This is a genomic window from Mesorhizobium waitakense, assembly GCF_056431085.1.
This window is the reverse complement of sequence record NZ_JBWKME010000177.1, coordinates 49,296-72,806: the sequence shown is the minus strand read 5'-3', so window position 1 is coordinate 72,806 and position 23,511 is coordinate 49,296. Positions and strand designations below refer to the sequence as shown.

At 60.5% G+C, this 23,511-nt stretch carries 16 protein-coding genes and 1 pseudogene; 6 read left to right on the top strand and 11 right to left on the bottom strand.

Annotated features, from left to right (window positions below):
- The 5 genes from bioB to AC07FD_RS32725 form a co-directional block, all read right to left on the bottom strand.
- The coding region (gene bioB / locus AC07FD_RS32745; protein WP_478353209.1) for a biotin synthase BioB at positions 1-819 on the bottom strand (819 nt) is incomplete at its 3' end.
- Between the two features lie 122 nt (positions 820-941).
- Positions 942-1,796 (bottom strand): carboxylating nicotinate-nucleotide diphosphorylase, encoded by an 855-nt coding sequence (gene nadC / locus AC07FD_RS32740; RefSeq protein ID WP_478353208.1) that lies wholly within the window; start codon positions 1,794-1,796, stop codon positions 942-944.
- The gene (locus AC07FD_RS32735; protein ID WP_478353207.1) at positions 1,796-3,337 is read right to left on the bottom strand and encodes an L-aspartate oxidase; all 1,542 of its coding nucleotides are present in this window, start codon (positions 3,335-3,337) and stop codon (positions 1,796-1,798) included. Before AC07FD_RS32735 ends, nadC begins: the two co-directional genes overlap by 1 nt.
- The gene (nadA, locus tag AC07FD_RS32730; protein ID WP_478353206.1) at positions 3,334-4,296 is read right to left on the bottom strand and encodes a quinolinate synthase NadA; all 963 of its coding nucleotides are present in this window, start codon (positions 4,294-4,296) and stop codon (positions 3,334-3,336) included. The genes AC07FD_RS32735 and nadA overlap by 4 nt, the downstream gene beginning before the upstream one ends.
- 68 nt (positions 4,297-4,364) lie before the next feature.
- Positions 4,365-5,315: an NUDIX hydrolase gene (locus AC07FD_RS32725; RefSeq protein ID WP_478353214.1), complete on the bottom strand. Its 951-nt coding sequence runs from the start codon at positions 5,313-5,315 to the stop codon at positions 4,365-4,367.
- A 215-nt stretch (positions 5,316-5,530) separates the two neighbouring features.
- Between AC07FD_RS32725 and AC07FD_RS32720 the strand changes: the two are divergent.
- Positions 5,531-5,683: pseudogene (locus AC07FD_RS32720) on the top strand (alpha/beta hydrolase); the annotation flags it as partial.
- Between the two features lie 163 nt (positions 5,684-5,846).
- Here the strand turns inward: AC07FD_RS32720 and AC07FD_RS32715 are convergent.
- Positions 5,847-6,980 carry a hypothetical protein gene (locus AC07FD_RS32715; RefSeq protein WP_478353205.1) on the bottom strand — a complete coding sequence of 378 codons (1,134 nt, stop codon included), beginning with the start codon at positions 6,978-6,980 and terminating at the stop codon, positions 5,847-5,849.
- A 104-nt stretch (positions 6,981-7,084) separates the two neighbouring features.
- On the opposite strand from AC07FD_RS32715, the gene AC07FD_RS32710 reads away from it, so the two are divergent.
- A complete protein-coding gene (locus AC07FD_RS32710) occupies positions 7,085-7,612 on the top strand; it encodes a class I SAM-dependent methyltransferase (RefSeq protein WP_478353204.1) in 528 nt (175 codons plus the stop codon).
- Positions 7,613-7,662: 50 nt separating this feature from the next.
- Positions 7,663-7,875, top strand: a complete 213-nt coding sequence (locus AC07FD_RS32705; protein WP_478353203.1) for a hypothetical protein — start codon at positions 7,663-7,665, stop codon at positions 7,873-7,875.
- 62 nt (positions 7,876-7,937) lie between these two features.
- On the opposite strand, the gene AC07FD_RS32700 is transcribed toward AC07FD_RS32705, so the two are convergent.
- Positions 7,938-8,612: a class I SAM-dependent methyltransferase gene (locus AC07FD_RS32700; protein WP_478353202.1), complete on the bottom strand. Its 675-nt coding sequence runs from the start codon at positions 8,610-8,612 to the stop codon at positions 7,938-7,940.
- Between the two features lie 608 nt (positions 8,613-9,220).
- Here AC07FD_RS32700 and AC07FD_RS32695 point away from each other — a divergent pair.
- Entirely contained in the window at positions 9,221-10,486 is a 1,266-nt protein-coding gene (locus tag AC07FD_RS32695; RefSeq protein ID WP_478353201.1) for an MBOAT family O-acyltransferase, read from the top strand.
- 2 nt (positions 10,487-10,488) lie between these two features.
- Positions 10,489-11,979: an alginate O-acetyltransferase AlgX-related protein gene (locus AC07FD_RS32690; protein WP_478353200.1), complete on the top strand. Its 1,491-nt coding sequence runs from the start codon at positions 10,489-10,491 to the stop codon at positions 11,977-11,979.
- Between the two features lie 14 nt (positions 11,980-11,993).
- On the opposite strand, the gene AC07FD_RS32685 is transcribed toward AC07FD_RS32690, so the two are convergent.
- Entirely contained in the window at positions 11,994-12,563 is a 570-nt protein-coding gene (locus tag AC07FD_RS32685) for a rhamnan synthesis F family protein (RefSeq protein WP_478353213.1), read from the bottom strand.
- Positions 12,564-12,712: 149 nt separating this feature from the next.
- Between AC07FD_RS32685 and AC07FD_RS32680 the strand changes: the two genes are divergently transcribed.
- A complete protein-coding gene (locus AC07FD_RS32680; protein WP_478353199.1) occupies positions 12,713-13,267 on the top strand; it encodes an Lcl domain-containing protein in 555 nt (184 codons plus the stop codon).
- Positions 13,268-13,494: 227 nt separating this feature from the next.
- Here AC07FD_RS32680 and AC07FD_RS32675 read toward each other — a convergent pair whose 3' ends face one another.
- From AC07FD_RS32675 to AC07FD_RS32665, 3 genes are all read right to left on the bottom strand, one after another.
- The gene (locus AC07FD_RS32675; RefSeq protein WP_478353198.1) at positions 13,495-14,067 is read right to left on the bottom strand and encodes a hypothetical protein; all 573 of its coding nucleotides are present in this window, start codon (positions 14,065-14,067) and stop codon (positions 13,495-13,497) included.
- A 114-nt stretch (positions 14,068-14,181) separates the two neighbouring features.
- Positions 14,182-20,637: an RHS repeat-associated core domain-containing protein gene (locus tag AC07FD_RS32670; protein ID WP_478353197.1), complete on the bottom strand. Its 6,456-nt coding sequence runs from the start codon at positions 20,635-20,637 to the stop codon at positions 14,182-14,184.
- 23 nt (positions 20,638-20,660) lie between these two features.
- A complete protein-coding gene (locus AC07FD_RS32665; RefSeq protein WP_478353196.1) occupies positions 20,661-23,501 on the bottom strand; it encodes a leucine-rich repeat domain-containing protein in 2,841 nt (946 codons plus the stop codon).
- Positions 23,502-23,511 lie beyond the last annotated feature (10 nt).

The window sequence follows — 23,511 nt, the reverse complement described above, 5'->3', positions numbered from 1 at the left end:
GGCGGTGCGGCCGGCTGAAAGCCGGACATGCGATTTCGGCATCATGATGCGCGCCAGTGCGATCACGCGCACGAATTCGATCGGCTCGATCGGCCTGGCGTCGGCAAGCGGGGTACCGGCGATCGGGATCAGCATGTTGATCGGAACGCTTTGCGGATGTTCCGGCAGATTGGCCAGCGTCACCAGCATGTCGATCCGGTCCACCGGCTCTTCGCCCATGCCGACAATACCGCCGCAGCAGACCTTGATGCCGGATTGGCGAACCTGTTCGAGCGTATCGAGCCGGTCGGCAAAGCTGCGCGTGCTGATGATCTCGCTGTAGTAGCGTTCCGACGTATCGATGTTGTGGTTGTAGTAGTCGAGACCAGCCTGTTTCAGACGAGTTGTCTGCTCGAGATCGAGCATGCCGAGTGTCATGCAGGTTTCCATGCCGAGCGCCTTGACGCCTTCGATCATCGCCACCACCGCATCCATGTCGCGCGCCTTGGGGTTTCGCCACGCGGCGCCCATGCAATAGCGGGTGGCGCCGGCGTCGCGCGCCTTGGTTGCCTCGGCGATGACGCGCCTGACCTCCATCAGCTTCGACGCCTTCAGGCCGGTTTCGTGATGCGCCGACTGACTGCAATAGCCGCAATCCTCCGGGCATCCGCCTGTCTTGATGCTGAGAAGCCGGCTGAGCTGGACCTTGTTCGGATCGAAATTCTGACGGTGAACGGTCTGCGCCTGAAACAGCAGATCATTGAAAGGGGCATCATGCAGCGCCCGAGCCTCTTCAAGGGTCCACGTCCGGTCGCCGTCGAAGGATCGAGCCTCAGGCATGGTCTTTTCCGAAATCGCTGTATGCATTTCCATGCTGTTCCTTGCGTTGTGCGACACAGGCGCCTTTGAAATGGCGGACACGGTCGAAAGAAGCTGGGTCGGCTAGATGGTCAGCCCGACGGTTAAGGCTCACGATAGTCGAGACCGATATCGAGGATCGGCGCGCTGTGAGTCAACCAGCCGATGGAAATCAAATCGATACCGGTTGCGGCAACGGCTGGCGCAATCGCGGCGGTGATCCTGCCCGACGCCTCGGTTGTGGCCCTGCCGGCAACCATGGCTACCGCCTGGCGAAGCTCCTCGACCGACATATTGTCGAGCAGCACGGCGTCGGGGGCCAGAGCAAGCACCTCTTCCAGTTGGGCCAGCGTATCGACCTCGACTTCGATCTTGACGAGATGGCCGGCGCTGCTTCGCGCCCGCTCGATTGCTGTACGAATTCCACCGGCCATGGCAATATGATTGTCCTTGATCAGGATCGCGTCGTCGAGGCCGAAGCGGTGATTGGAGCCGCCACCGGCGCGCACGGCATATTTTTCGATAGCCCGCAAGCCGGGGGTCGTCTTGCGCGTGCAGACGATCTTTGCGCCGTGGCCGCGAACCGCGGCGACGACCGACGCCGTCGCCGTGGCGATGCCACTCAGATGGCACAGGAAATTGAGCGCCGTCCGCTCCGCCGTGAGTATGGCCCGGGCCGGACCGCTCGCCGATGCAATGATTTCCCCTTGCACGACCTCGCTGCCGTCTGAACGATGCAAGGTCATTTCGACATTCTGGTCGATAAGCCGGAAGGCGAGCATCGCCAGATCGAGCCCGGCGACAGTTCCAGCCTGGCGTGCCGAAAGGACGGTCGTTGCCCAAAGGTCCTTCGGCACGATGGCATCGGTGGTCACGTCGCCGGCCCTGCCGAGGTCTTCGAGCAGAGCTGCACGCACAAGGGGTTCGAGCATGATTGCGGGAAGTGGTGAGAGGTTCATCACGCGACGCTTTCCAGCATTGGGGAGGATTCGAATTCCAGCGCTGCGGCAATGGCCGCGTCGAGCGTAATCTGGGAGCGGCGGGCGACGGCGGCATCGTGGGGGAAGTCCGTCCGGAAATGAGCGCCGCGGCTTTCCCGGCGCAGCAAGGCGGCAACTGTGATCATTAACCCGACGGCGGCGGGATCCGACGCCGTTTCGTGTCGCTGCGACAGCGCCAGCAGGGTCTGGGCAGCCTGCTTCAACCCTTTGCCGTCCCGCGTGACGCCGAGGGCATGTGACAGGAGGGCGCGCACAGGCCCTGGATCTGGCGCGGGCAGGTCAGAGGCCATCGCTGGCTTTCCGCGGTGCTCAGGCGAAGCGGCTACGCTCTCGGCAACCCAGCGCGCGCAAACGACGGCTTCGGTCAGCGAGTTGCTGGCAAGCCGGTTGGCGCCGTGCAGGCCGGTCGAGGCAACCTCTCCGCAAGCCCAAAGTCCGGGAATCGATGTGCGCCCGGCCAGATCCACGGCGACACCACCCATGTGATAGTGTTGGGCCGGCCGGACAGGGATGAGATCCCGCGCCGGATCGATACCGGCCCTGCTGCAGGCCGCAGCGATCGTTGGAAATTGCCGCGCGAACATCGCGCCTGGCTTTTCGCGGACGTCGAGGAAGACGCGATGGCCGTCGGCAAGATGCCGCCAGACGGCGCGCGCGACGATGTCGCGCGGTGCGAGTTCCGCCCGGGGCACGCCATCGAGGAAACGTCGGCCCGTCTCGTCGACGATTGTCGCGCCTTCGCCGCGAACCGCCTCGCTGATCAGCGGCATCGGACGGCAGGGCCCGTCAAGCGCGGTCGGGTGGAACTGGATGAATTCGAGGTCGGCAAAAATTGCACCGGCGCGTGCGGCGAGTGCCAGGCCTTGTCCGCAACTGCCGAGCGGGTTTGTCGTGTCGTGGAACAGGCCGCCGATCCCGCCTGTGGCGAGGATGACCCGTCCTGTGGCGAAGAATACCGGACCCGTAGAACAACCCGCCAGCACCCCGGTGACCCTGCCGTCCTCCACGACCAGCCGGCGCGCTTCGATGCCCTCGACGACCACAATCGACGGCGTGGAGCGCACGGCGGCGACAAGGGCGCGCATAATCTCGCGACCGCTGCCGTCACCCCCGGCATGAACGATGCGCCGCCGGCCATGCGCGGCCTCCAGCCCGAGACGTAGCGCGCCTTCGGGTGTCCGATCGAAGCGAACTCCAAGGCGCGACAGATCCTCGATCGCGGCCGGCGCCGCGTACACGATGCGCCTTGCTGCTTCCCCATCGCAAAGGCCGTCGCCTGCGGCGAGCGTATCGGAAAGATGGAGCGCCGGTTCATCATCGTCGCCTAGGCTGGCGGCAAGTCCACCCTGCGCCCACGCACTCGACGCATCCGCGCCAACCGGCGATCTCGACAGCAGAAGCACCGGCTCGGGCGCCATGTGCAACGCGGTCATCAATCCGGCTATGCCGCCGCCGATGATGACCGGCCGGCCGGCGAGATTGCGGACGTCCATCCTCATACCGCCAACATCCGCTCGACGGCCAGACGCGCGCGCCCGGCGATCTCGGGTGCGATGGTTACCACATGGCGGTTCTGCTCGAGCGCCATACGGATGTTGGCGAGCGTGATCCGCTTCATGTGCGGGCACAGATTGCAGGGGCGGATGAACTCGACCTCGGGGTGGTCGACTGCGACATTGTCACTCATCGAACATTCCGTCATCAGCACGACGCGGGGCGGCTTTTGCCGCCCGACATAGTCGGACATCGCCGCGGTCGAGCCGGAGAAATCTGCTTCTGCCACCACGTCGGGCGGACATTCGGGATGGGCAAGGACCGTCACGCCGGGATGGTCATCGCGCAGCTGGCGGATATCGGCTGGCGTGAAGCGCTCATGCACCTCGCAATGCCCTTTCCAGGCGATGATCTGTACGTCGGTCTGGGTGGCGATGTTCTGGGCCAGATACTCGTCCGGCAGCATGATCACCCGGGCAACGCCCAGCGACTCCACGACGGCCTTCGCATTGCCGGAGGTACAGCAGATATCGGACTCGGCTTTCACCTCGACCGAGGTGTTGACATAGGTGACGACCGGCACACCGGGATAGCGCTGCCGAAGCAGGCGGACATCCTCGGCGGTAATCGAGTCGGCCAGCGAACAGCCCGCCCGCAGGTCGGGAATGAGCACCGTCTTTTGCGGATTGAGCAGCTTCGCCGTCTCGGCCATGAAATGCACGCCTGCCAGCACGATGACATCGGCTTCGGCCGTCATCGCCTTGCGCGCAAGCGCGAGGCTGTCGCCGACGATGTCGGCCACACAGTGGAAGATCTCCGGCGTCTGGTAGTTGTGCGCCAGGATGACGGCATTTCGCTGCCGCTTCAGATCGAGAATGGCGTCGATATCATCCGCAAATGCCGGCCATTCGATGGGCGGAATGACTCGCCGTACCCGGTCGTAGAGTGCGGAGCTCAGCGTCATTCCTGTCCCTCGCATATGCTCGTTTTGAGTATATATAGGGCATATGCTTATATGGAGCATAAGGATTGTCAAGCACGCGAAAGTGGCAATTTCGTCCCTGCGACCGCCCGCTCGGCCAGAACGCCGTGCCGGAAGCGAAACAACTTGGCCGGTCGGCCGCCTGTGTCGGTTGTTGATGATCCGGTCTCTTCGACAAGTTCCTGCTGCTCTACCAGCCGCCTGAAATTCTGCTTGTGGACGAGCCGACCAGCGAGCGCCTCGACACTGCGCTGGAGTTGCAGGAGCGTGAAGACCGACGGCATGAGTTCGAAGACGACGGGACGATATTTGATCTTGGCGCGCAACCTGGCGATGCCGGTGGCCAGGATACGGCGGTGATCGGCCGCCATTGCAAGGCCGAAGGCCGATAGAGTGCTGTTTTTGCCTTGGCCGCGATGCGCTTCCCCGACAAGCGCCGCTTCGTAGAGCAACTCGTAGCGTTGCAGCACCAGTTCCTCATTCCAGCCATTGCCATCAAGACCGAAGGCGATCGCCGCTCGCTGCCAGCGGTCATCGTGCGTAGGGCGATCGTCGGCGCCATCCGCCCAGGCCTTCAGGTGCGGAACGATCACGTCCGGCAATGCAGAGGGAACACCTGCACGGTGATCTTCCCAGGGGAAATAGTCGTACCAGTTGCGCCAGGCGGCTTTGTCGGCGGGTGCCGCCTGCTCCTCCCGGGTCAAGGCCAGGTAGCTGATGGAAACCACGCGTTGCGCGCTCCCGTTTGCTGTCCTGTCGCGATCGGCGAAAGTGTAGAGCTGCTCGATATAGCCCAAAGGGTGGCGTGTCTGGTGTTCGACCCAATCCCTTAGACCGGACTGTAGCGAACGATGTCCAAGTTCGAACGGGCCGGAAGGCAGGGATTGACCTCGCTCGATGGTCATGACGCGCGGCTGGCCAATCGTCACCGCGACCAGCACTGCAATCAGTTCCGCCGCAATAGAATGCCGTTGGCCGCTTTTTGCGGGCTGCCTCACAATATCTCCCGCCTCATTTTTGCGTAGTCCTCGATCAGGGTGCGCTGGCAATTGTCTGCCCTACGGCCAAGGGTTGATTCTGAGCGTGAACCGGGCCGTGGCGGCAGTCAACGTTTCAACCCAGGCGTATTCACGCTCGATAGGTGATGCAGGGAGCGGCGCCGGCGGCCCGGCCGCCGGTGCCACTTTAGCCGCTACTTTGGTTGAGCTCTATGCTCGCCAATGGGGCGCCTGATGCGGACCCAAGCGCGTACGCCAATATGTTTTCGGGCAAATACGAGCACCGATTAATCAAGGGAGGCATCGGCCACAACCTGCCCCAGGAAGCGCCGCAGGCTTTTGTCGACGCTGTTTTCGCAGTAGCCGCATAAGTGATGGGCACCCTGCGTGACGACGTCCGAGGCCGACTCAAACCTGGCACAATTGGCACCCCCCGGCTCTCGCGGAACGCCGATATGCGCACTCGAGCGTCTGACAGCAAGTGTCTGTGAGAAATCCGAGTATCAATGGAAGGCAAAGAAGCTCGACCGAATTTCAAGTCGATGTCTCGATATGCCCAATGCCGGCGCCTTCCCGTTCTGCCAGTTTGATGATTTCGGCGAATCTGGCGTCGTCGATCTGTCCGGCCATGCACACGCCGTCCGTTTGCCATCCGGGCCGTGACATTTCCTCAAATTCAGGATCCCGCAGCCGGTCGGCCAGCCTACGATTGCAAACGAGATAGGCGTCTTCAAACTGCTTTACGACATATGCCGGCAACCCGAACGGCGGCCCTGGCAGGTGTCGTTGAAGAGCCAAAAGCGCTTCTGACATCGGTGGCAGACCCCGCTCGTTGAGCATTCGCGCAACCTCGGTCATTTCGGCGTTAAGGCTCCGGTTGGCATGAATTTCCTGCACCTGATCGATCGTTTCGATGCAAATACCCAGCCGCACCTTGAACGCGCTCAGCAGCGAACGCGGGCTATAGTTGATCATCCGCATGGCGGCATCGGGAAATGCGCCGGTCCAGCTCTCGTAGAGGCAATTCCAGTCGAGATGGGGAAGATATTCGGCGCCGTCTACAATATCGCTGCGCCCGAGCGACTTGATGTCCTGCGCGTAGCCGCTAGCTGACAGGATGTCCTGCCGCCTCAGGACACAGACGATCATGACGACGTCCACATTCTCCTGCCTGAAATATTCCGCCACATGCAGCGGCTCGCAGATATGAAAGTATTCTGACGATATGATCGACACCAGATCGGGGTCGGACGAGAACAGCGTCTCCTTCTCGTCAGGAAGGTTGGCGAGACCCCTGATATCGTCGAAGGCGCGCCGCGACACGTCCTGGACCAGGCTTGCGGCGACTTGATGGGAGGCCATGTCAGGAGCGACGTAGAAGCCGGCCGGTTGCAGGACAACACTGTTGTATCGGAGCCAGTTCTGCAGGAACGTGGTTCCAGTCTTGGCGAGGCCGATATGAAGGATTGCCCTGGGCATGAGTGCCAGCTCTATGGAGGACTTGTTCACTCTTCCTACGCCTAGTCGGCCCGGTTGAGCAACGGTCGACGCTGCCTGTCCGTTCTCGCGCTCCGCTTTGACCGATAAGCGATTTCCGCAGCGCTCGGATGACCCGCTCGCCGCGACGCAAATTCGTGTCGGAGCTCCTCCACGCCAGGCATGCGGCACAAACGCGAACTAAAAGGCAGGCTGCAGATTGTATAATTGTCTTCAGATTGTAAGTTGGTGGCAGGCGGCTTGTGGGTTGGCGGCGGACGGCTCAGAGAGAATCGATGTCAGATATCGATATTGCCGGCATACTAGCAGAGCATGAACCACTCGCCCGGTCGATCGCCGAAGCGAAAAAGGTCGCCTATGAGATCAGCAAGGATGACATGCTGCTCGATTTCTTCGTCCGGGCCGTGTTTCCGACAGATCACCGAAAAGCGATCGAAGCCTATTTCACAGGGGGAGAAGATTGCGCCATACGCTTCGCCAACCTTTGCCGCGAGCACCTTTCATCTGGCCCAGCCAGCGTCCTTGAGTTCGCGTCGGGTTATGGCCGCGTCGCGCGTTATGCGATGCACGTTCTGCCGGACGCAGCATGGGTTTCCAGCGACGTTCACCCTAATGCCGTCGAATTCCTATCAAACAAGATCGGCGTTAGGGCACACCTCTCGTCGACAAAACCGGAGGACTGGAGCATCGACGACGAGTTTGATGTTGTCTTCGCCCTATCGTTTTTTTCGCACATGCCAGACGCCACCTTCGCGCCGTGGCTTTCTCGCGTTCTCACGGCGGTGAAGCCGGGGGTATCTTGATTTTCACAACGCACGGAGCCGTCACTCTCCGAAACATGAGAGCCGGGGGCTTGCCTGCGCAATTTGATAGCACCGGATTCTATTGGAACTCGAAAAGCGATCAGCGCGATCTGGACGCTCGCGACTATGGAACAAGCGCCGTTTCCCTTGGTTATGTTCAAAAAGCAGTGTCCGACGTCGAAGGGGTCGAGTTGATCCGCTTCCAGCAGGCGTTTTGGTGGGGGCACCAAGACCTTTATGTCGTCCGCAAGCTCGATCAATAAGCTTGCCGTACAATCTTTATGTGTCGCATGAGGAACACGACTATACGAACTTAGAAGTAATACTATGTAGTAAATAGTTTTTTGCGAGCAGTTATTGCTGTGGCGTCTGGGTATGAAACCGTATTTATGTTGACCGACGCGAAGCCGGCTCGAATTGGAAATGTCCAAGCGTCGGCCCCAAACTCGGTGTGCACCATGAAGTCATACCCCCCTTGGTTCGAATCCCCATGGTAACTTGGCGGAAGCCCCTCTCTGTCGCGCGTCAAACGACCGACAATCGTTGGGACAGTATAACACAAGCATCCATCATCTGAGAGAACGCGCCCGCATTCCCTCAGAGCTTCAATCGGAAATGGCACGTGTTCCAGCGTATCGGAATGAACGACGAGATCAAACTGATCGTCCTCATAGGGCATGGACTGCATATCTACCGAGGGGTAGTCGGCACGGATATACAGCGGGAGAACCGAAAGTGTCTCACACAATGACGAGCCGTTGATATCGAGAATGCGGAGACGGCGCGCTTCACTAGTATTGACAAACTCGACCAAAGTGTTGGGGGTGGAGACGGCTTCACGAATTGCATTGGCTAAAGCAATCCCCCTTAGATTTGAGCCGCAATGCGTACATTGCGTGCCTTGCTGCCGGTCGATATAGGCAACCTCGGCGGGCGATAAATTCCACTCAGCGATCAGCCGAGGCCAAAGAACTTTGCTGTCCCGAAACTCATCATTCACACAAACTGTGCACACCAACAAAGGGATCCTCCATAAGGCACGGACTCAGGGCAATTCGCACAGAGGGCGAGACGAATAATAGTAGCAGTTTGCCACTGGACCAGCCTATCCAATTGTCTGAGGTGTGGTTCATGCCGCGGGGATAGGTGTAGGTGGTGACGGTGCCCGCGGCATCCGTGCTGTCGAATCCAATGGTGCTTCGGCACGAAATCGCCATGCACCACGCCGGCAATCAATTATTTTCTTGCTGCGGTGGACCTGATTCCGCCCAGCTTGGGTTATCGCGAGGCAACTCCCAAGCGGCGCCGGCCAACTTGCCGAACTCAATTCACAGATAGCCCGTCGTCGCAGGGGAGCGCGGCGCTGGTTCGGGAAGGAATTCAGGCCAAGTCCTGCGTATTGACTTCAATCCATCCATTTGCGATCCGGAAGGGCAAATAGGCGAAACCGATCGGCGCGCAATGGTATTTTCCGACCAGGCATTTCTCTTCCTTTACCTGCCGATCACACTCTTGCTAGGTTCGATCCTTAATCGAACGAGATTATTCTCGCCGTTTATATTTCTATCAAGCCTGATCTTCTTCTACTGGTCTTCTGGACTTTACGCTATGCTGCTGCTCTTCAGCATTGTGCTGAATTTCGCGGGCGCGATCGCGGTGGAGCGCTGGCATCACAAACTAGTGGTCACCGCCGTCGTCACACTGAACGTGTTGGTCCTCTGTTATTACAAGTATACGGCCTTCCTTCGTGGTTCCGTCGGCTTCTTCGGGTCCGAGAGTTTGCAACACTTCGCGCAAACCATCATTCTTCCGATTGGGATCTCGTTTTTCACGTTCCAGGGCATCTCCTATGTGATCGACGTATGGCGTGGCGAGGTAAAGGCTGAGCGCAACTTGGTGGTGTTTGGCGCCTACAAAGCTTTCTTCCCACAGCTGATTGCCGGCCCGATCGTACGGTATCGTGACGTCGAAAAGGACTTCCACCATCCTGATCTCAATGCGGATATCTTTGCGGCAGGGGCCGGTCGGTTCATGGTCGGCCTTTGCAAAAAGGTCCTTATCGCGGACAGCGTCGCGGGCGTCGCGGACGCATCCTTTGCCCTTGCCGGCGCGGAGCAAACCTTTGCCTCTGCCTGGCTCGGGGCAATCGCCTATTCGATCCAGATCTATTTCGACTTTTCGGGCTATTCGGACATGGCGATCGGCCTCGCTATGATGTTCGGAATCCGGTTCAAGGAGAACTTCAACCACCCCTACGCCGCGTCGACGATCACCGAGTTTTGGCGTCGCTGGCACATCTCGCTGTCGAGCTGGTTCCGCGACTACCTCTATATTCCCCTAGGGGGAAACAGGGCAGGCCTGGTGCGAACTTACGCAAACCTGATGATCGTGTTCCTTGCCACCGGGATATGGCATGGGGCGGCATGGACGTTCGTCCTGTGGGGCGCATACCATGGAATTTTTCTTATGGCGGAACGCCTGATCCTTGGAGGAAGGGCGTTTTCATCACAGGTCGTTCGGATGATCTACTTCTTTCCCGTCGTGATTTTCGGATGGGTCCTGTTCCGCGCAAACGACCTGTCGGTCTTCGCCAACCATGCACGCGCCATGCTGTTGCCGCTGGCAGACGGGGCGTTCGGGCTGCCCGGGTCGATGGACCTCGCGCTTTCGCCTCAGGGCAAAGTTGCTATGCTGTTGGCCTGCCTCCTCATAGTCATCCAGGGGCAGGTCAGCCCCTTGGGTGTGGTCGTAGCCGGAGCAGCGGGCAGTGCCGCGTGCTTCGCCCGGCTTGTCTTCGTCAGCGTCGCAGCAGTCATCTGCGCGATATACATCGTACCTCAGGCCTTCTCACCGTTCCTCTATTTCAGGTTCTGAGTATGAAATTGGCGAATCTCGCAACCATCGGAGCCTTCGCAGTCTTTCTCGCTGCGCCCGTCGGCAGCCTCGTAACGATGGGACTCGACCCGGACGCCGAAAGAGCGATCACCTTGACCGAATTCACGTCGGCTAAACTGCTGACGCCAAATGACGAGAAATACCGGAACGACGTAGCCAGAAGGCTTGTTAGCAATTCTCCAGTCGGAATGGACGCCATCCGCGCGAAGAATGCCCTGGATGTTAAGGTGTTCGGCTTCGTCAATACATCCCAAGTCATCTCCGGCGCGGATGGATGGCTGTTTTACAAGCCTGGGTTCCAGAACGGCGCATGTATGTCAGAGCACGATATTGGCGTCATGCTGGGGCATGTTCAAGCGTTGCGAATGATAGCGAAGGGGATCGGCATAGACTTTCGTATGTCGGTCTCGCCAGACAAGGAGGTTGTGTATCCCGAGAAACTTGGGCCTGCCGCCGCGGCCGCTGCCGGCTGCAAGATCCTTTCATCGCGTTTGTGGCGCCGCATCGCAAAGACCAGCAAATCGAGCATAATAGACCATTTCGATGTGATGGGTCACGACGTAACCGATGACCTGCTTTACTTCAGAACGGATACCCACTGGAACGAGCTGGGGAAACTCAAAGCCGTCAGGCAACTCGTCTTCGAGTTGACCGGCAGAAAAGTGGACGGCCCGATCCTCGCAAGCGGCCAAGTCATGCACGCCACCGACATGCCAAACAGGCTGCTGAGAATCGACCACGAGGAAGCCGAAGAAACTTATGACGACTACGCATCTCGAACATTTCCTGATGATAGCAATCAAAGGATCGCAGATACGTTTATACTTCACGACTCATTTTATGGCGTAAGCTATGATTTGTTAAAGCATGTCTTCCTGAATCCCCTTTTTGTATCCTACGGGAACGAGAATATCGAACTGGAAGTCCGCAATGCATTGGCGAAATCCCGCAAGCATGTCCTGGTGAACACCGTCGAGCGGAACATGCTGTCCAAAATTCTCCACGGTGAGATGTCCTGGACAGGGGTGCTCGGCAAGGCGTTCCTGGACGCCAACGCAATGGCCGCTGGCGGGTGCAAAATGTCGGACGCTGCCACAGATGGGCTGAAATTCGAGAACCTGAGCAAACAGCCGTCGGGCGATTTCACCGCGGGAGTCGATCCCCAGATCCTCGTGCGATTGGCAGAGCATGGCAGGCCTTGCGTGCGGATCTCGTTCGAAACTGCCGTAAGACAGAACACCTATGTCTATTTACCGATCAAAGACCAGGTCAATCAGAACGGGCCATACTTCGAAGGGTTCTCGTTGATGCTCACTGACGCGCCGGGAGCGCGCGACCTCTGGCTTGTTTTGCCCGAGGATTTTGCCGGCATGACGCTGAGGGTTGATCCGATCTACTCCACCGGAACGCTATCCCACCTCAGAATACAAACCGGGGCACTCCCCTCATTCTCGCCTGCATCGAACATGTGAGCACGCCTCGCCTGTTACCAACTCGTGCCGGGCGCGCGCAAACCAGCGGTATCGAATCCGGCCTTGCGCGCAACAAACGGCATCAAGCGCTCGACCGCATGGAGGACGGTGCCGTCATAAGGAACGGGCTCCGATGGGTAATCATTCCAATCGAGACCCAGTTCGCGTAGCGGAAGCAACACGCTTGGACGGCACCAGAACATGGTTCCCAGCGGAAAATCGAAAAAGTCCGCCAGCGGCATGGCGATGCCCATCCGTCTCGCCAAATCTTCAGCGATCTCCCTGTTGTCGTTCCAGCCGACGAGGTGTGGATCCTCCGCCATCAAAAGACCTATCGCCGGTTTCGATGCGAAGACCTCGGCAGCGAGATCGAGCATCGCGTGTTCGCCACCAACCAGGTTCTCCCAAAGGAAGTGGCGCCATGCCTCACCCATAGCCGCGTCCGTGCCCACGCTCCTCTTGGCGTGCACATGGCCGATCAGATCGTAGCGGCCATCAAGCAGCCGTGGCAGGAATTCAGTAAGAAGCGGTCCGACATCGCGCCCCCTGTGTAGTGGCTGCGCCGTTGTTCGTTGTGATTTAATTTAAATTAGTATCCCGCGGGCTGACATCTGCCTGAAAAGTTGACGCATCGGGAAGTGACAGGACTTTCCATTGTTCGTCGCTTCAAGTATACTTATCAGGTTGCCACATCGAACGCCCGTCATGATGCCAAACCAGCGAGGAGGAAGGCATGTTCCGGATCGCGTCTCTTGCGACTTTCAACGCTGCGCTTGCCCTTTTCGCCATGGTGTCAGTGCTGCCATCCCGGGCCGAACCATGTGGCACCGTCCACAAACTGACGCGCCAGCCGCTGAGTGACCAGAATTTCTGGCTGCTCGCTGAACATGAGGGCAAGGCCTTCGTCGACCAGCGCACATGCCTTGTCGCCAGGCTGGACAGGGTTGATCAGCCGCTCACGCTGAGCGATGCGATGGGGCACTGCGCTACCCTCGGACAAGGCGGTCCGAACGGCGACATGGGCTGGCAGCTTCCGACGATGGCGGAACTGACGAGTCTCGATTCGGTGGACTGGCCTAGGCAGCACGACGCGTTCGCGGAATACAAGCTGCCACCACTCGAGCGCAGCGAAACCGATTATTGGACCCGCACTGAATGGCCGGGGGCGGCAGGCTCCTTCGCGGTCGTCACGTTCAGCGCACGCACGACTGTGGTGCATCCGCTTGAAGCGACCAAGAAGGCCGGGGTATGGTGCGTCTTCGGGGTGCCGGCCACAGGCGTGGAGTAGACACTCTTACGCCAAGTCTCCCTCGGGCAACCAAGTCTCCTTCAGGCATCAGACAATCGCCGCGGCGGCGCACGCAACGGGCGGCTGGCGCTCGACACCCAAATCATGACGGAGCCCTAGCTTTCGCGATGCGATGCCTGGCTGCTCAGCAGCCAGGCCGCGGGACAGAGCGGCCGTCCGGCTTGCCTTCACCGGCGCGGCCATTGTGCCTGCTACGTCTTGGCCGCCTACCGCAGATCCAGCTGCAGCAGGCCGCTATAGTCCTCCGTCGTCAGGAAGAAGCCCTCGTCGATCGCCTTGGCCTTGAAAGCAGAATCGTCGCGCAGGTCCCGGAATTCCGGCTTCAATGTGCCTGACGCGTTGAAGTAGCGATCGCGAAAGGCGGCCCGGTTAAGCTCGGCATAGTCTCCGCCCTTGCCTGCGACCGTGCAGGATTTCAGTTCGGTTTGGTCGGCGGCCTCAGCCGGAAACGACGTCCTCGCGAAGTCCATCGGCCCGATGTCGGGGGCAATGCTAGTCGGATACTTTGTAATGCACCGGACCGTTCTATCCGCAGCCGCCACCTGCAGATCGAAATAGGGGGGCCGCAGCCCCTTGGCCGCGAGGTAGGCGAAGGTCCGTATGCGGTTGGCCGCCTTCAGCGCGTCAAGGTCCGTGGTCTCAAGCGCGGTAGCGCCGATCTTGATACTGCTGGAGCCGCTGATCGCGAGAATCTGCTGCTCCAGCCAGGCCCGATCGCGATCGATCCAGGCCAGGAAGTCCAATGGCACAGCAGCCGGCGGTCGAACTTCCTCGCCCATCGATTGCGTCGAAACTGTCGCTGCGGTCATGAGTGTGACCCCGGCGAGAATGGCCGGAAGCCATCGGTTCTTGAGCATGTCATGCCTCCATTCCTCTATGGCGACCAGCCACCACTAGTAGTTGTTGCGCGGCCTGATACCGAGCATGTCCCGCAACTGGTTCTCTGTTATGTCGTCCGTCCGCATCGTACCGCCGACTCCGACGGTGCGAGCTTCGGCGTCAGGGGCTTTGTATGGCTTGCCGTCGACACCGGTATAGCGGACTTCAGCCATGCCGGTGTCCTTACCGGCCATCATGTGCGTGGCGTGAATCTGTTCGTGCGCCAGCACGATACCCGGATCTGCCGGCGCATCGAGCACAACTTTGCCCGTCGACTTGTCGAATTCATCCGAGGTTCGAGTTCTCGCTGTCGCCGGGTCATACCTGATGACGACGTCCCCGGCGGTCGTCTCCGGGTTGGTTTTCGGATCCTTCACGTCGGCTTCAGTGTGGCCAGCGACATTCTGAATCGTGGTCGTCTGCGGGTCGTCGATCACCCGGCGCGTGAGATCGCGGCCCGCGTCGAACGAATTCGACCCGGTAACGAAGCTCTTCACGTCCAGCCAAACGCCATGCAGGAAGCTTTGCGACACTTCGCCGGTCTTGCTGTCGACACGAGCAGTTGGGTCGGTTCGCTGTAGATCTTGCTCCACCTGGCGTTTGTAGGCAGCATCGTCGGCCACGATCTCCTTGAGACCTGTTGGGTCGACGAAGGCCATCGGGTTGTTGTTGGCGTAGGCGAATAGATTGCACGACGTTGGGTTGCTCGTGCATCGCTCTGGATCACCGACATACAGCGGATCGGGCGAGATGAAGCGTCCGAGCGCCGGATCGTAGTACCGGGCACCATAGTAGTAGAGGCCGGTGTCGTCATCGAGATACTTGCCGGTGAAACGATGATGGGTCTTTTCACGCGGCAGGTCGGCCGCGACATCCGTCAGATGCGTCGCCCAGGCGGGAGACAGCATCTCGGGCTTATGTTCCGTGCCGTAGGCTTTGTAGAGCATCTGCTCGACCGGGACGCCGTCTGAAGCAATGACGTAGTCGCTGCTCTCAATGTGATCCTTCAGGTAGTAGAACCACTTGCCTGTGCCATGTTCCAGGCGCACAAGCTTGGATTCGGCGATGTTGACGTAGCTCTCCTCGCCTTTGGGGCCGATTTCGAACGTCTCGACCGGGTAGAGATAGAGCTGTTCCGGCCCATTCGTCGGCGTCACCTTCTTGTAGAGGCGACGACCGGTCTGGTCGTAGCCGTAGAGCACTTCGTTCGTTGCCGTCTGCGCGCGGATCAGCCGTCCGTTGATGTCGAACACCGTCCCGGTCAATGTCGGCGATTTTGCCAACTGCGCGAAACCGTCGAAAGCATAGGGCTTTGCCGCGGTTCCAGTCGGTATGAGCCCTGTTGCCGAACCGGTCGCTGGCGCGATTGGCGCGCCAGGTTCCAACTCGTCATTGCGCGCGAACGTTCCGGCTGGTGAATAGGCGAATTCGGCCGGCTGGCCGTAGCGATCGATGCGGACGAGCTCGTTCTTGAAATTGTAGTGGAACGTTCCAGACCGGTCGACATGCCCCTGATCGCCCGCGCCTTGCGGCAGTCCATCGACGATCTGGGTGATCGATCCATTGCCGTTGAAGGTCATGGTCAGATCCTGCAACGGCTTGTCTCCGGCCTGCGTTACGATGTGGGTGAGGAACAGGGTCGCCGGATCGTACGACATCTGCGTGAATGCGCCGAGGCGGTAATCGACCCGCTCGATGCGCGACTCGGCATTGTAGGTGATATTCTCGATGATTTTTTGGGACTCCGAAAAATCGGGATGCGTGACCGTCACCGACCGCAGGTTCTTGTCCGGCCCCAGCGCGAATTTCGACGCCAGGCCGCGCGGACCCTCGGACGAATCGATGCGTCCGTCGAGCGTATGGTGGAAATGGTCGGCGTATTTCGCGCCGTTAATCTCCACTTCGTGCGTCACCATCCGGCCGTTCCGGTCATACGCGTAACGCTGGATCGCATCGAACGCGCCGTTGGGATCGTGAATGGTAATCTGCGTCGTGTCTCCGAGCGGAAGATCGATCGGCGTGTCGAAACCGGCCGCGGATGCGACCTGGACACCTCTGTCGTACTGATATTCGAGGTGAAGGACGCCGTCGTTCACTTCGGTGAGTTTTCGGTTGAGGAAGTCGTAGGTGTAAGTCTGGATCGAGCTTTCGCCATTGGTTCCCACGCGAGCGATCACCGACTGCCTGCCGCGCCCGTCATAGAAGGCGTATCGGTCGCCCATCCCGGGGATCGCCTGGAATTCGATATCGCCGACCGAGTTGTAGATAAGCTTCCGAGGCGTTGCTTCGCCTGGTAGCCAGATCTCGCTCAAATAGCCAAATGTATCGCGCACAAAACGGGAGATATGTGTCGTACCATTGCCGTCGGTGGCGACGAAGGCAGTCACACCATTCTCGTTGCGCAAGGAGTACTCACCGCTGTGAACGGTGCCGTCGAACTGATCATTGTAGGTTGTGACGGTGTGCGTGCCCCACGGACCGAAATCCATGTCGGATGTCTTTCCCGAAGGGTGGGTTTCACGGACCATCCGATCGGCTGCGTCGTAGGTGTATGCGTTGCCGACTTCGTGATCCGGGCGCGGAATTTCGCCAAGATCGAAAACTTTCTGCAGGTTCAAGTCGTCGACCCCGCCGAAGCTCTTCACCACGAAGGGCGTCCAGCGGAAGACCTGCTTCGCGTTGCGGTTGTAGAGTGAGAAATGGAACACCCGCACGCCGCCTTCCGCGACGTTCTCGAGGTCGGCGATCTTCTGGCTGCGCGCATCATAGGCGGCGAGATCGGCTATGAACTCGCTCTCGCCCTCCGGTGTCTCGGCAGCGCTCGCGTAGCGCCGGCGGGCAGTCAGGATCAGCGACGGTCGTCCATTCTCGCCGATCTTGTAGGTATAGAACTTCTCGGCGCCGTCTGCGGCCTCTTCCCGGGTCTTGCGTCCGAGCGCGTCGTAACTGGTCGTGACGACCATTCCCAGCGGGCTAGTAGTTGTCGCGACCGCACCCTGCCGCGGGCCGTCGTAGGTCATCTTCGTCGTCTGGTCGAGTTCTGCTGCAACACCGGACGGCTTGGTGTGGCTAAGCAGCAGCGTGCCGATGGCGTCGTAGACCGCAAGCTCGGTCGTTCCGAATTCGTCGGCAACCGAAATGCTGTTGCCGAAAACATCATAACCCATCGTCTTCGCCAGCTTGCGGCTGGCGCTGCGGAACTGCTCCAGTGCGGGCGGCAGCGCGCCCAGGCCTGAAAGGACCTCAAGCGAGCGCGATCCCATCCTGCCGCCGGAATTCGGCAGGTAGGTGAAGCTCTCGCGGCTGAGCAGCCGCGTCCCGGCGAGGATACGCCGCTCGGACGCGGCATTGACGATGCCGAGCGCCGCGAGATCGGTGCGCGACTGAGCGTAGTCTGTCTGGGTCGTGCGGCTGAAACCGGGAACTATAAGATCCTCCGGGCCAGGGACGTCTCGCACCCGGACCGTCTCCGAAGCTGCCATGTTGAACGCGTCGAAGTCGGCATAGGACTGGGTCTTGACCGGATCCTTGCATTCGGGATCGGCCGGATCCTGCAGCTCGGCCTGACCTGCGGATTCGGTCAGCGTGTCCTTGACCTTCCTCAGATAGGACGAACCGTCGCCACGCGAAAATGCCTCCCATACCGACGATTCGCATTTCAGCATCATGCCGGTCGTCGGCAGCTTCTGGCTGCGCGTAGCGGTCGACAGCGAGTGCAGCGCCGCCGCTGACGGATCGAGCGTCTCGGTTGTCTCAGCGCTCGCGACGAGCGTCGCCTCGGGCTTTACTTCGTATGTCTTGCGGATCTTCAGCTTGCCGGCGAGGTTCAGGTCGGCCGCCCTCTCCGCGAAGGTGTAATACTGTTCGCGATCGAGGCGGGAACGCTGCGTGACGCGCTGGCCGGCCGCGTTCTCATCGCCGTAAGCGACCTTCTCGACCTCCGAGAAGCCGATGAAGCGGCGATTGATCACGTCATAGAAGGGATTGTGGTAGAAATATTCGTCCGTCTGCACCTGGGCGCGAACCTGGCCGGGTATGCCCTGCGACGTGACGAGCTGCTTGGCGACGACAACGGGGAAATGCAGGTTGCGCGTCGGCTGGCCGTTGGCGCGGTCGCGCAGCATCTCGTCGATCGAGGTCGCATAGCGAATGTCGTGCCGACGTCCGGAATCGAAGTCGACGACCGTCAACAGGTTCGCCTTGACGAGTTGCATGGTTGCGGTTCGGTTGAAGTCGATGATGACGACGGGCTTCACCTCGTCACCGGACGGTTTCTGGAACACGATGATTTCGGTCTGGCCGTCGCCGTCGATGTCGGCGACGCGCGAGGCGAAGGTCTGTGTCGACGTGCCGAGTTGAACCCGCAGATTGAGCGCGATGCTGAGCGGATCCTTCAGGTAGGTCCCGTCGCCGAAGCCGAGCCAGATGCGCATCTGGTCGGTGCGCTCGCCCATCGACGCGAAATCGATGATGCCGTCGCCATTGGCGTCGATGTACCACATCGTGGCGAGGTTCTCGCCGGGCTGCATGCCGCCAATCTTCGAGAAGGTGCCGTGACCGCAGACCGGATCGTTGATCGCGGCGTCGCCAAACAGCAGGGCATTCGGGTCCGTCGAGAAGATGTTGCCCTGGTTCTCGTAGAGGCAGAAGCCCTGGTCGGCTGGACGGATGACGACGAGATCGGGCAGCCTGTCGCCATTGATGTCGACCATCCGCACGTTGTTGCGGCCGAGTATCTGGCCGTCCTGACTGTTGAATGGGAACGCCTTGGTCAGCGCGCCGAAATTGACGCTGTAACCGCCATCGGCCTGGCGCTGGGTGAGATTGAGAAATATCCGCCATTCGGTGCGGCCATCAGCGTTGAGGCGCGTCGTGACGATGTCGGACATGCTGTCCATATTGACGTCGGCGAAGCGGCCGTTGCCGCCCGCGAATGTCGTCGGCGAGACGCCGGGCAGCGGGATCGAGCGGCCGAGATAAGGGAAGGTCCCATCGGCCTTGCCGTCATAGACGTGCATCAGCCCGTCTTCGATTTCGACGATATCGACGAAGCTGTCGCCGAGGATGTCGGCAAAAGCGAAGCGATTGTCGGTGAGCCGGGGCGCGATCTGGCGCATCAGTCCAGCCTCGGTCGGACGCGACAGCACGAGTTGGGTGGTGTCGCCGAAGGCGCTGTTCAGGTCGCCGCTGCCGAGATGCACGGTCGCGCCGTCATCCTTGGTCTGCACGATGTCGACCAGTGCATCCATGTTGAGGTCGGCCAATTCGAAATTCTGAGGGGGGATGTCGCCGGCGAACGCCATCTTCGGCGCTTCGAACACGACGGGGCGCGACGCCAGTTCGGCGCTTGTCCACGACGAATAGCCGAAATTGATGTCCGGGAACTTCAGCGTCGATTGCGCCAGCGCCTCGCCGCCGGTGTCGCCATACCGGTAGAGCACGCGCAGCTGGTCCAGCACATTGACTGACTGCGTGTCGATGAGCGGCGTCAGGTCAGCCTGAGCCTTCGCCAGGCAGTCCGGATGCGCCCTGACGACGAACTTCGAGGTGTCATTGGTGTCACGGCCGACATACCCCACGCACCATTGGGCGTAGACGGTGTCCTTGAATTTCGCCGTCACCTTGCCATAAAGCCGGGCGTTCTCCTGTTTGCTGCCATTGGTGTGGCTGACGAGGGTCGATTGCGTCTCGATCAGGTCGAACTGATAGCTGCTCTGGCCGCCGGCGAAGCTGGCCTTTGTCAGGTAGCTGCGTCCACCGAAGCGCTGGTATTCGTAGCGGACGGCTTCGCGGCTGGTGTCGAGCTGCAGCACCAGCGGCCATTTCGTCACGTAGGGCTTGGCTATGTCGAAATTGCCCTCCGCCACGGAGGGATCGCCGCTGAAGATCAGCCGCGTTCCGTCGGCGTTGGTCACCTCGAAGCCGGAGGGGATGGTGTCGGTGTGCAGGCCGCCTGACAGGTCGAGCGAAACGACGTCGAACGCGCCGGTGTGATAGAGAATCTTGACAAAATCCTCGGCGTATTCGGGCTTGTATTCCCAGACGCCGTTCTGGTTTCCGAGAAACACGAGCCGCGTGCCCATGTAGGACAGGCGGGAGAAGAAATCGCCGCCCGGCTTGGTGCCTGGCACGGCCGTGCCGAGATCGTCGTTGACGGCGATCTCCTGGGTATTGAACCGCCAGCCGATGCCGAGCCCGTTGCCGGTATCGCCCGCGAACTGGCTGTAGGTGAGGCTCATCTGCGGCCCGAACTGGCCACGAGTCGGCAGGGTTGGTAGCGGCAGGGTGAAGTTCGCCGATCCTGTATTGTTGTTCAGCGAGAAGCTGCCTTCCTCCTGCGTGACGGTGCCGCCCGCGGCGGGCAACTGCACGATCGAGGTCGCTGATTTGTCTTCGGCGCGAGCCGGGGAGCCGAGTACTGCGGCGCCAGCGGTCAGGGCTGCGAGGGCGGTAAGGGTCTTGGCGAACATGGGACTACCTCCGGGTGCAGGCATTACGGGTGAATGAGCGGGCCCACGATGACGTGGGGCTGGAGCTGCAGGCAGGTCGGACGCGGACAGACGACTAAAGGCTGGACGGCAATCTCATCGAACACGTGAATATTGACGTCCAGGATGCGCGACGGCTCGCGCTTGCAGGCTTCGGCGACTTGGGGGAGGAGCGGCTGCGGGAACGAGCAGATCGGATTATTGCCGAGATAGGACTTTCCGATCACCGGATTAACTTGAACGAAGTTCGCGATCCGGTTGCCCCGCAGATCGACGATCGACAGCGCTGGAAGCGAGCCGAGCGGCAGCGCATTGAAGACCCGATTGTTGCGCAGATCGACATTCGACAATGCCGGCATGTTCGACAGATTGCCGACATCGGTGATCTGGTTGTCGTTCAGATAGATGTATTTCAGTCCGCTCGAGCCGAAGCGCGGGATCGCCGACAGCCGGTTGGTGGCTAGGTTCAGTTTCTGAAGTCCCGTCAGCGATGCGATCGGGGACGCGTCGGTGATCACATTGTCGAACAGGTTAAGTTCTCCCAGCGCCCGGAAATGGACCACGGGGTTGACGGCGATGATCGACTTCTTGTTCAGCGTCAGGCTGGTCAGTGACTGCGCCCAGTTCTGGGCAGCGCTGCAATCGGCGCTATCGACGTGGTCGGCCTGCATGCGGCTGTCGAGCGCCGCCATGAAACCGCGCGCGTCGCCGAGCGCGATGGAATCGAACCGGTAGACGATGCAGTATTCAGCGAAGCTGGCGTATTGCAGCGGCAGGTTGCGCATGCCGGCATCGTCGAGCAGCGGCAGATCCGCCAGCGGCGTCACGGATTGCACGTGTGTGTTCGAGAAATAGAGCTTGGTCAGCTTGTTGAGCACCCCGATGCCGATCAGGTTCGACACGGGATTGCCGTCGATGCTCAGTTGTTCGAGGCGGCGCAGTTGCAACACGCCCTGGATCGAGGGGATCTGGTTGTTTCGGATCCAGAGCTTCGTCAGCCCCGGCACCGCCGACAGCGCCGAGACATCGGACAACTGGTTGTCGGACAGGTCGATGGAGGTGAGATTGCCCATCACCTGGAAGAGCGAGACGCTGGTCAACCCGCGGTTCTTCGCGTCGGCGAACTGGCGTGAACTGAGATCGTCGTAGGCCTTGCCGCAGACAGCCTTGCCCGAGATCGACAGCAGCGCGTTCACTTCCGCGGCCTGCGCGGGCGCCAGAAAGTCGGTCTGGTTCCGCATCAGGCATGCCGACAGGAAGTCGGTGGCTTGCACCGGATTGTCGGAAAGATCGAGATTGATCAGGCCCGACAGCGCTGCCAGCGGCCTGACATTGGCGATCGAATTCTTTGACAGGTTGAGTATGCCGAGGTTGGTCAGGCCGGCAAGCGGCGCGACGTCGGTGACGGCATTGCTCGACAGGTTGAGCGAGGTGAGTTGCGGCAAGGTCGCGAGCGGACGCAGGTCACTGACGATCTTCGACGAAAGGTCGAGCGCCGTGGTCGCCAGCAGGTTGTTACCGACCGCGGCGCACGTCCCGCCACCCTCCAATTCGACCATGGCGCGGACGGTCTGCCCAAGCGGGGTCGGCGCGTCGCGATGCAGCACGCACAGGTCAACGAAGCTCTGCCCGCCGCCCGAGACGATTGGATTGCCGCTGAGGTTGATGGCTAGCGTCGAGGGGAAACTGCCGAGATTGGCGAAGGTCTCGATCTTGTTGTTGGCGAGATTGAGGCTGGTCAGGCCGCCGAGCGCACTGAGCGGATCGAGCATGTCGCCTGTCAGTCCATTGTTGACGATGGACAGTGTAGAGAGCGCCTGCAGGAATTGCAGCGGCTCAAGGCTGGCGATCTTGTTGTTGTCGAGCGTAAGGTTTGTGAGCAGCGCCAGCGCCGACAAGGCGCGGATGTCGGTGATGTCGTTGTCGGAAAGGTCGGCCCGCGTCAGCGCGATGAGTGGCGCCAGCGCGTTGATGTTGCCGACGTGATTGCCGGAAATGTCGAGGAAGGTCAGCGTTTTGAGCTTGGTCAGCGGCCCGAGGTCGGCGATCGAGTTGTCAGCGATCGACAGGCTCGTGAGGTTCTTCAGCACCGCAATCGGCTCGATCGACTGCACGCCCTTGCCGTTCAGGTTCAGGGTTGTGATCGATTCCAGAAAGGCCTGTGCGGCGGCGCAAGCGGCGGGGTCGCCGAGCGCCGAAACCCCGCCGGGCGTCGAATCGAGCACCGCCATCACGGTCGCCGTTTCAGCCGGCGTGCGGTCGCCCTTGACGCACCACTTCGCGAAGGTCGTCGGCTTGTCAATCAGCGGCGCGCCGGAGAGGCACGTGATGGTGTGGATCTTGCCGGCGAAGAACGGAGTTGGGTCGGCGTTCAGAGCCTGGTCGAGATTGAGTCTCAGCTCGGTGACCAGCGGCGCGCAGCTCGGAATGTAGAGCCGGTCGGAAAATGTCGTCGCGCCGAAGTCGGAGGGGAATTGCAGGTAGTAGACGAGGCCGCTGCCATTATCGTGCGCGAAAACTTTGATCGGATATGTGTCGCCCGACGGGCACAGCAATGGATTGGCGGCGGGATCCGCGGCGACGATCGCGCTGTCGACGGCGGTCAGCACCTCCGAAGGAACCGTCGCGAACCCAAGTCCGCGGATCACCGCTTCCTCGTCCGCCTGGTCCTTGCAGCGGATGCGGTAGCCGCGCCCGTCGGAGATAAGCAGCGGATAATGCAGCCGGTTCGCTTCCAGCCCTGGATCCTCGAACAGCACGACCTTCGGCTCGTCCGCGCGGGCAGGGCCGGTGCCGGCGGCCACAAGCATGACCACAACAAGGAGCAATTGGGCGATGCGGTTCATCGGATCTCTC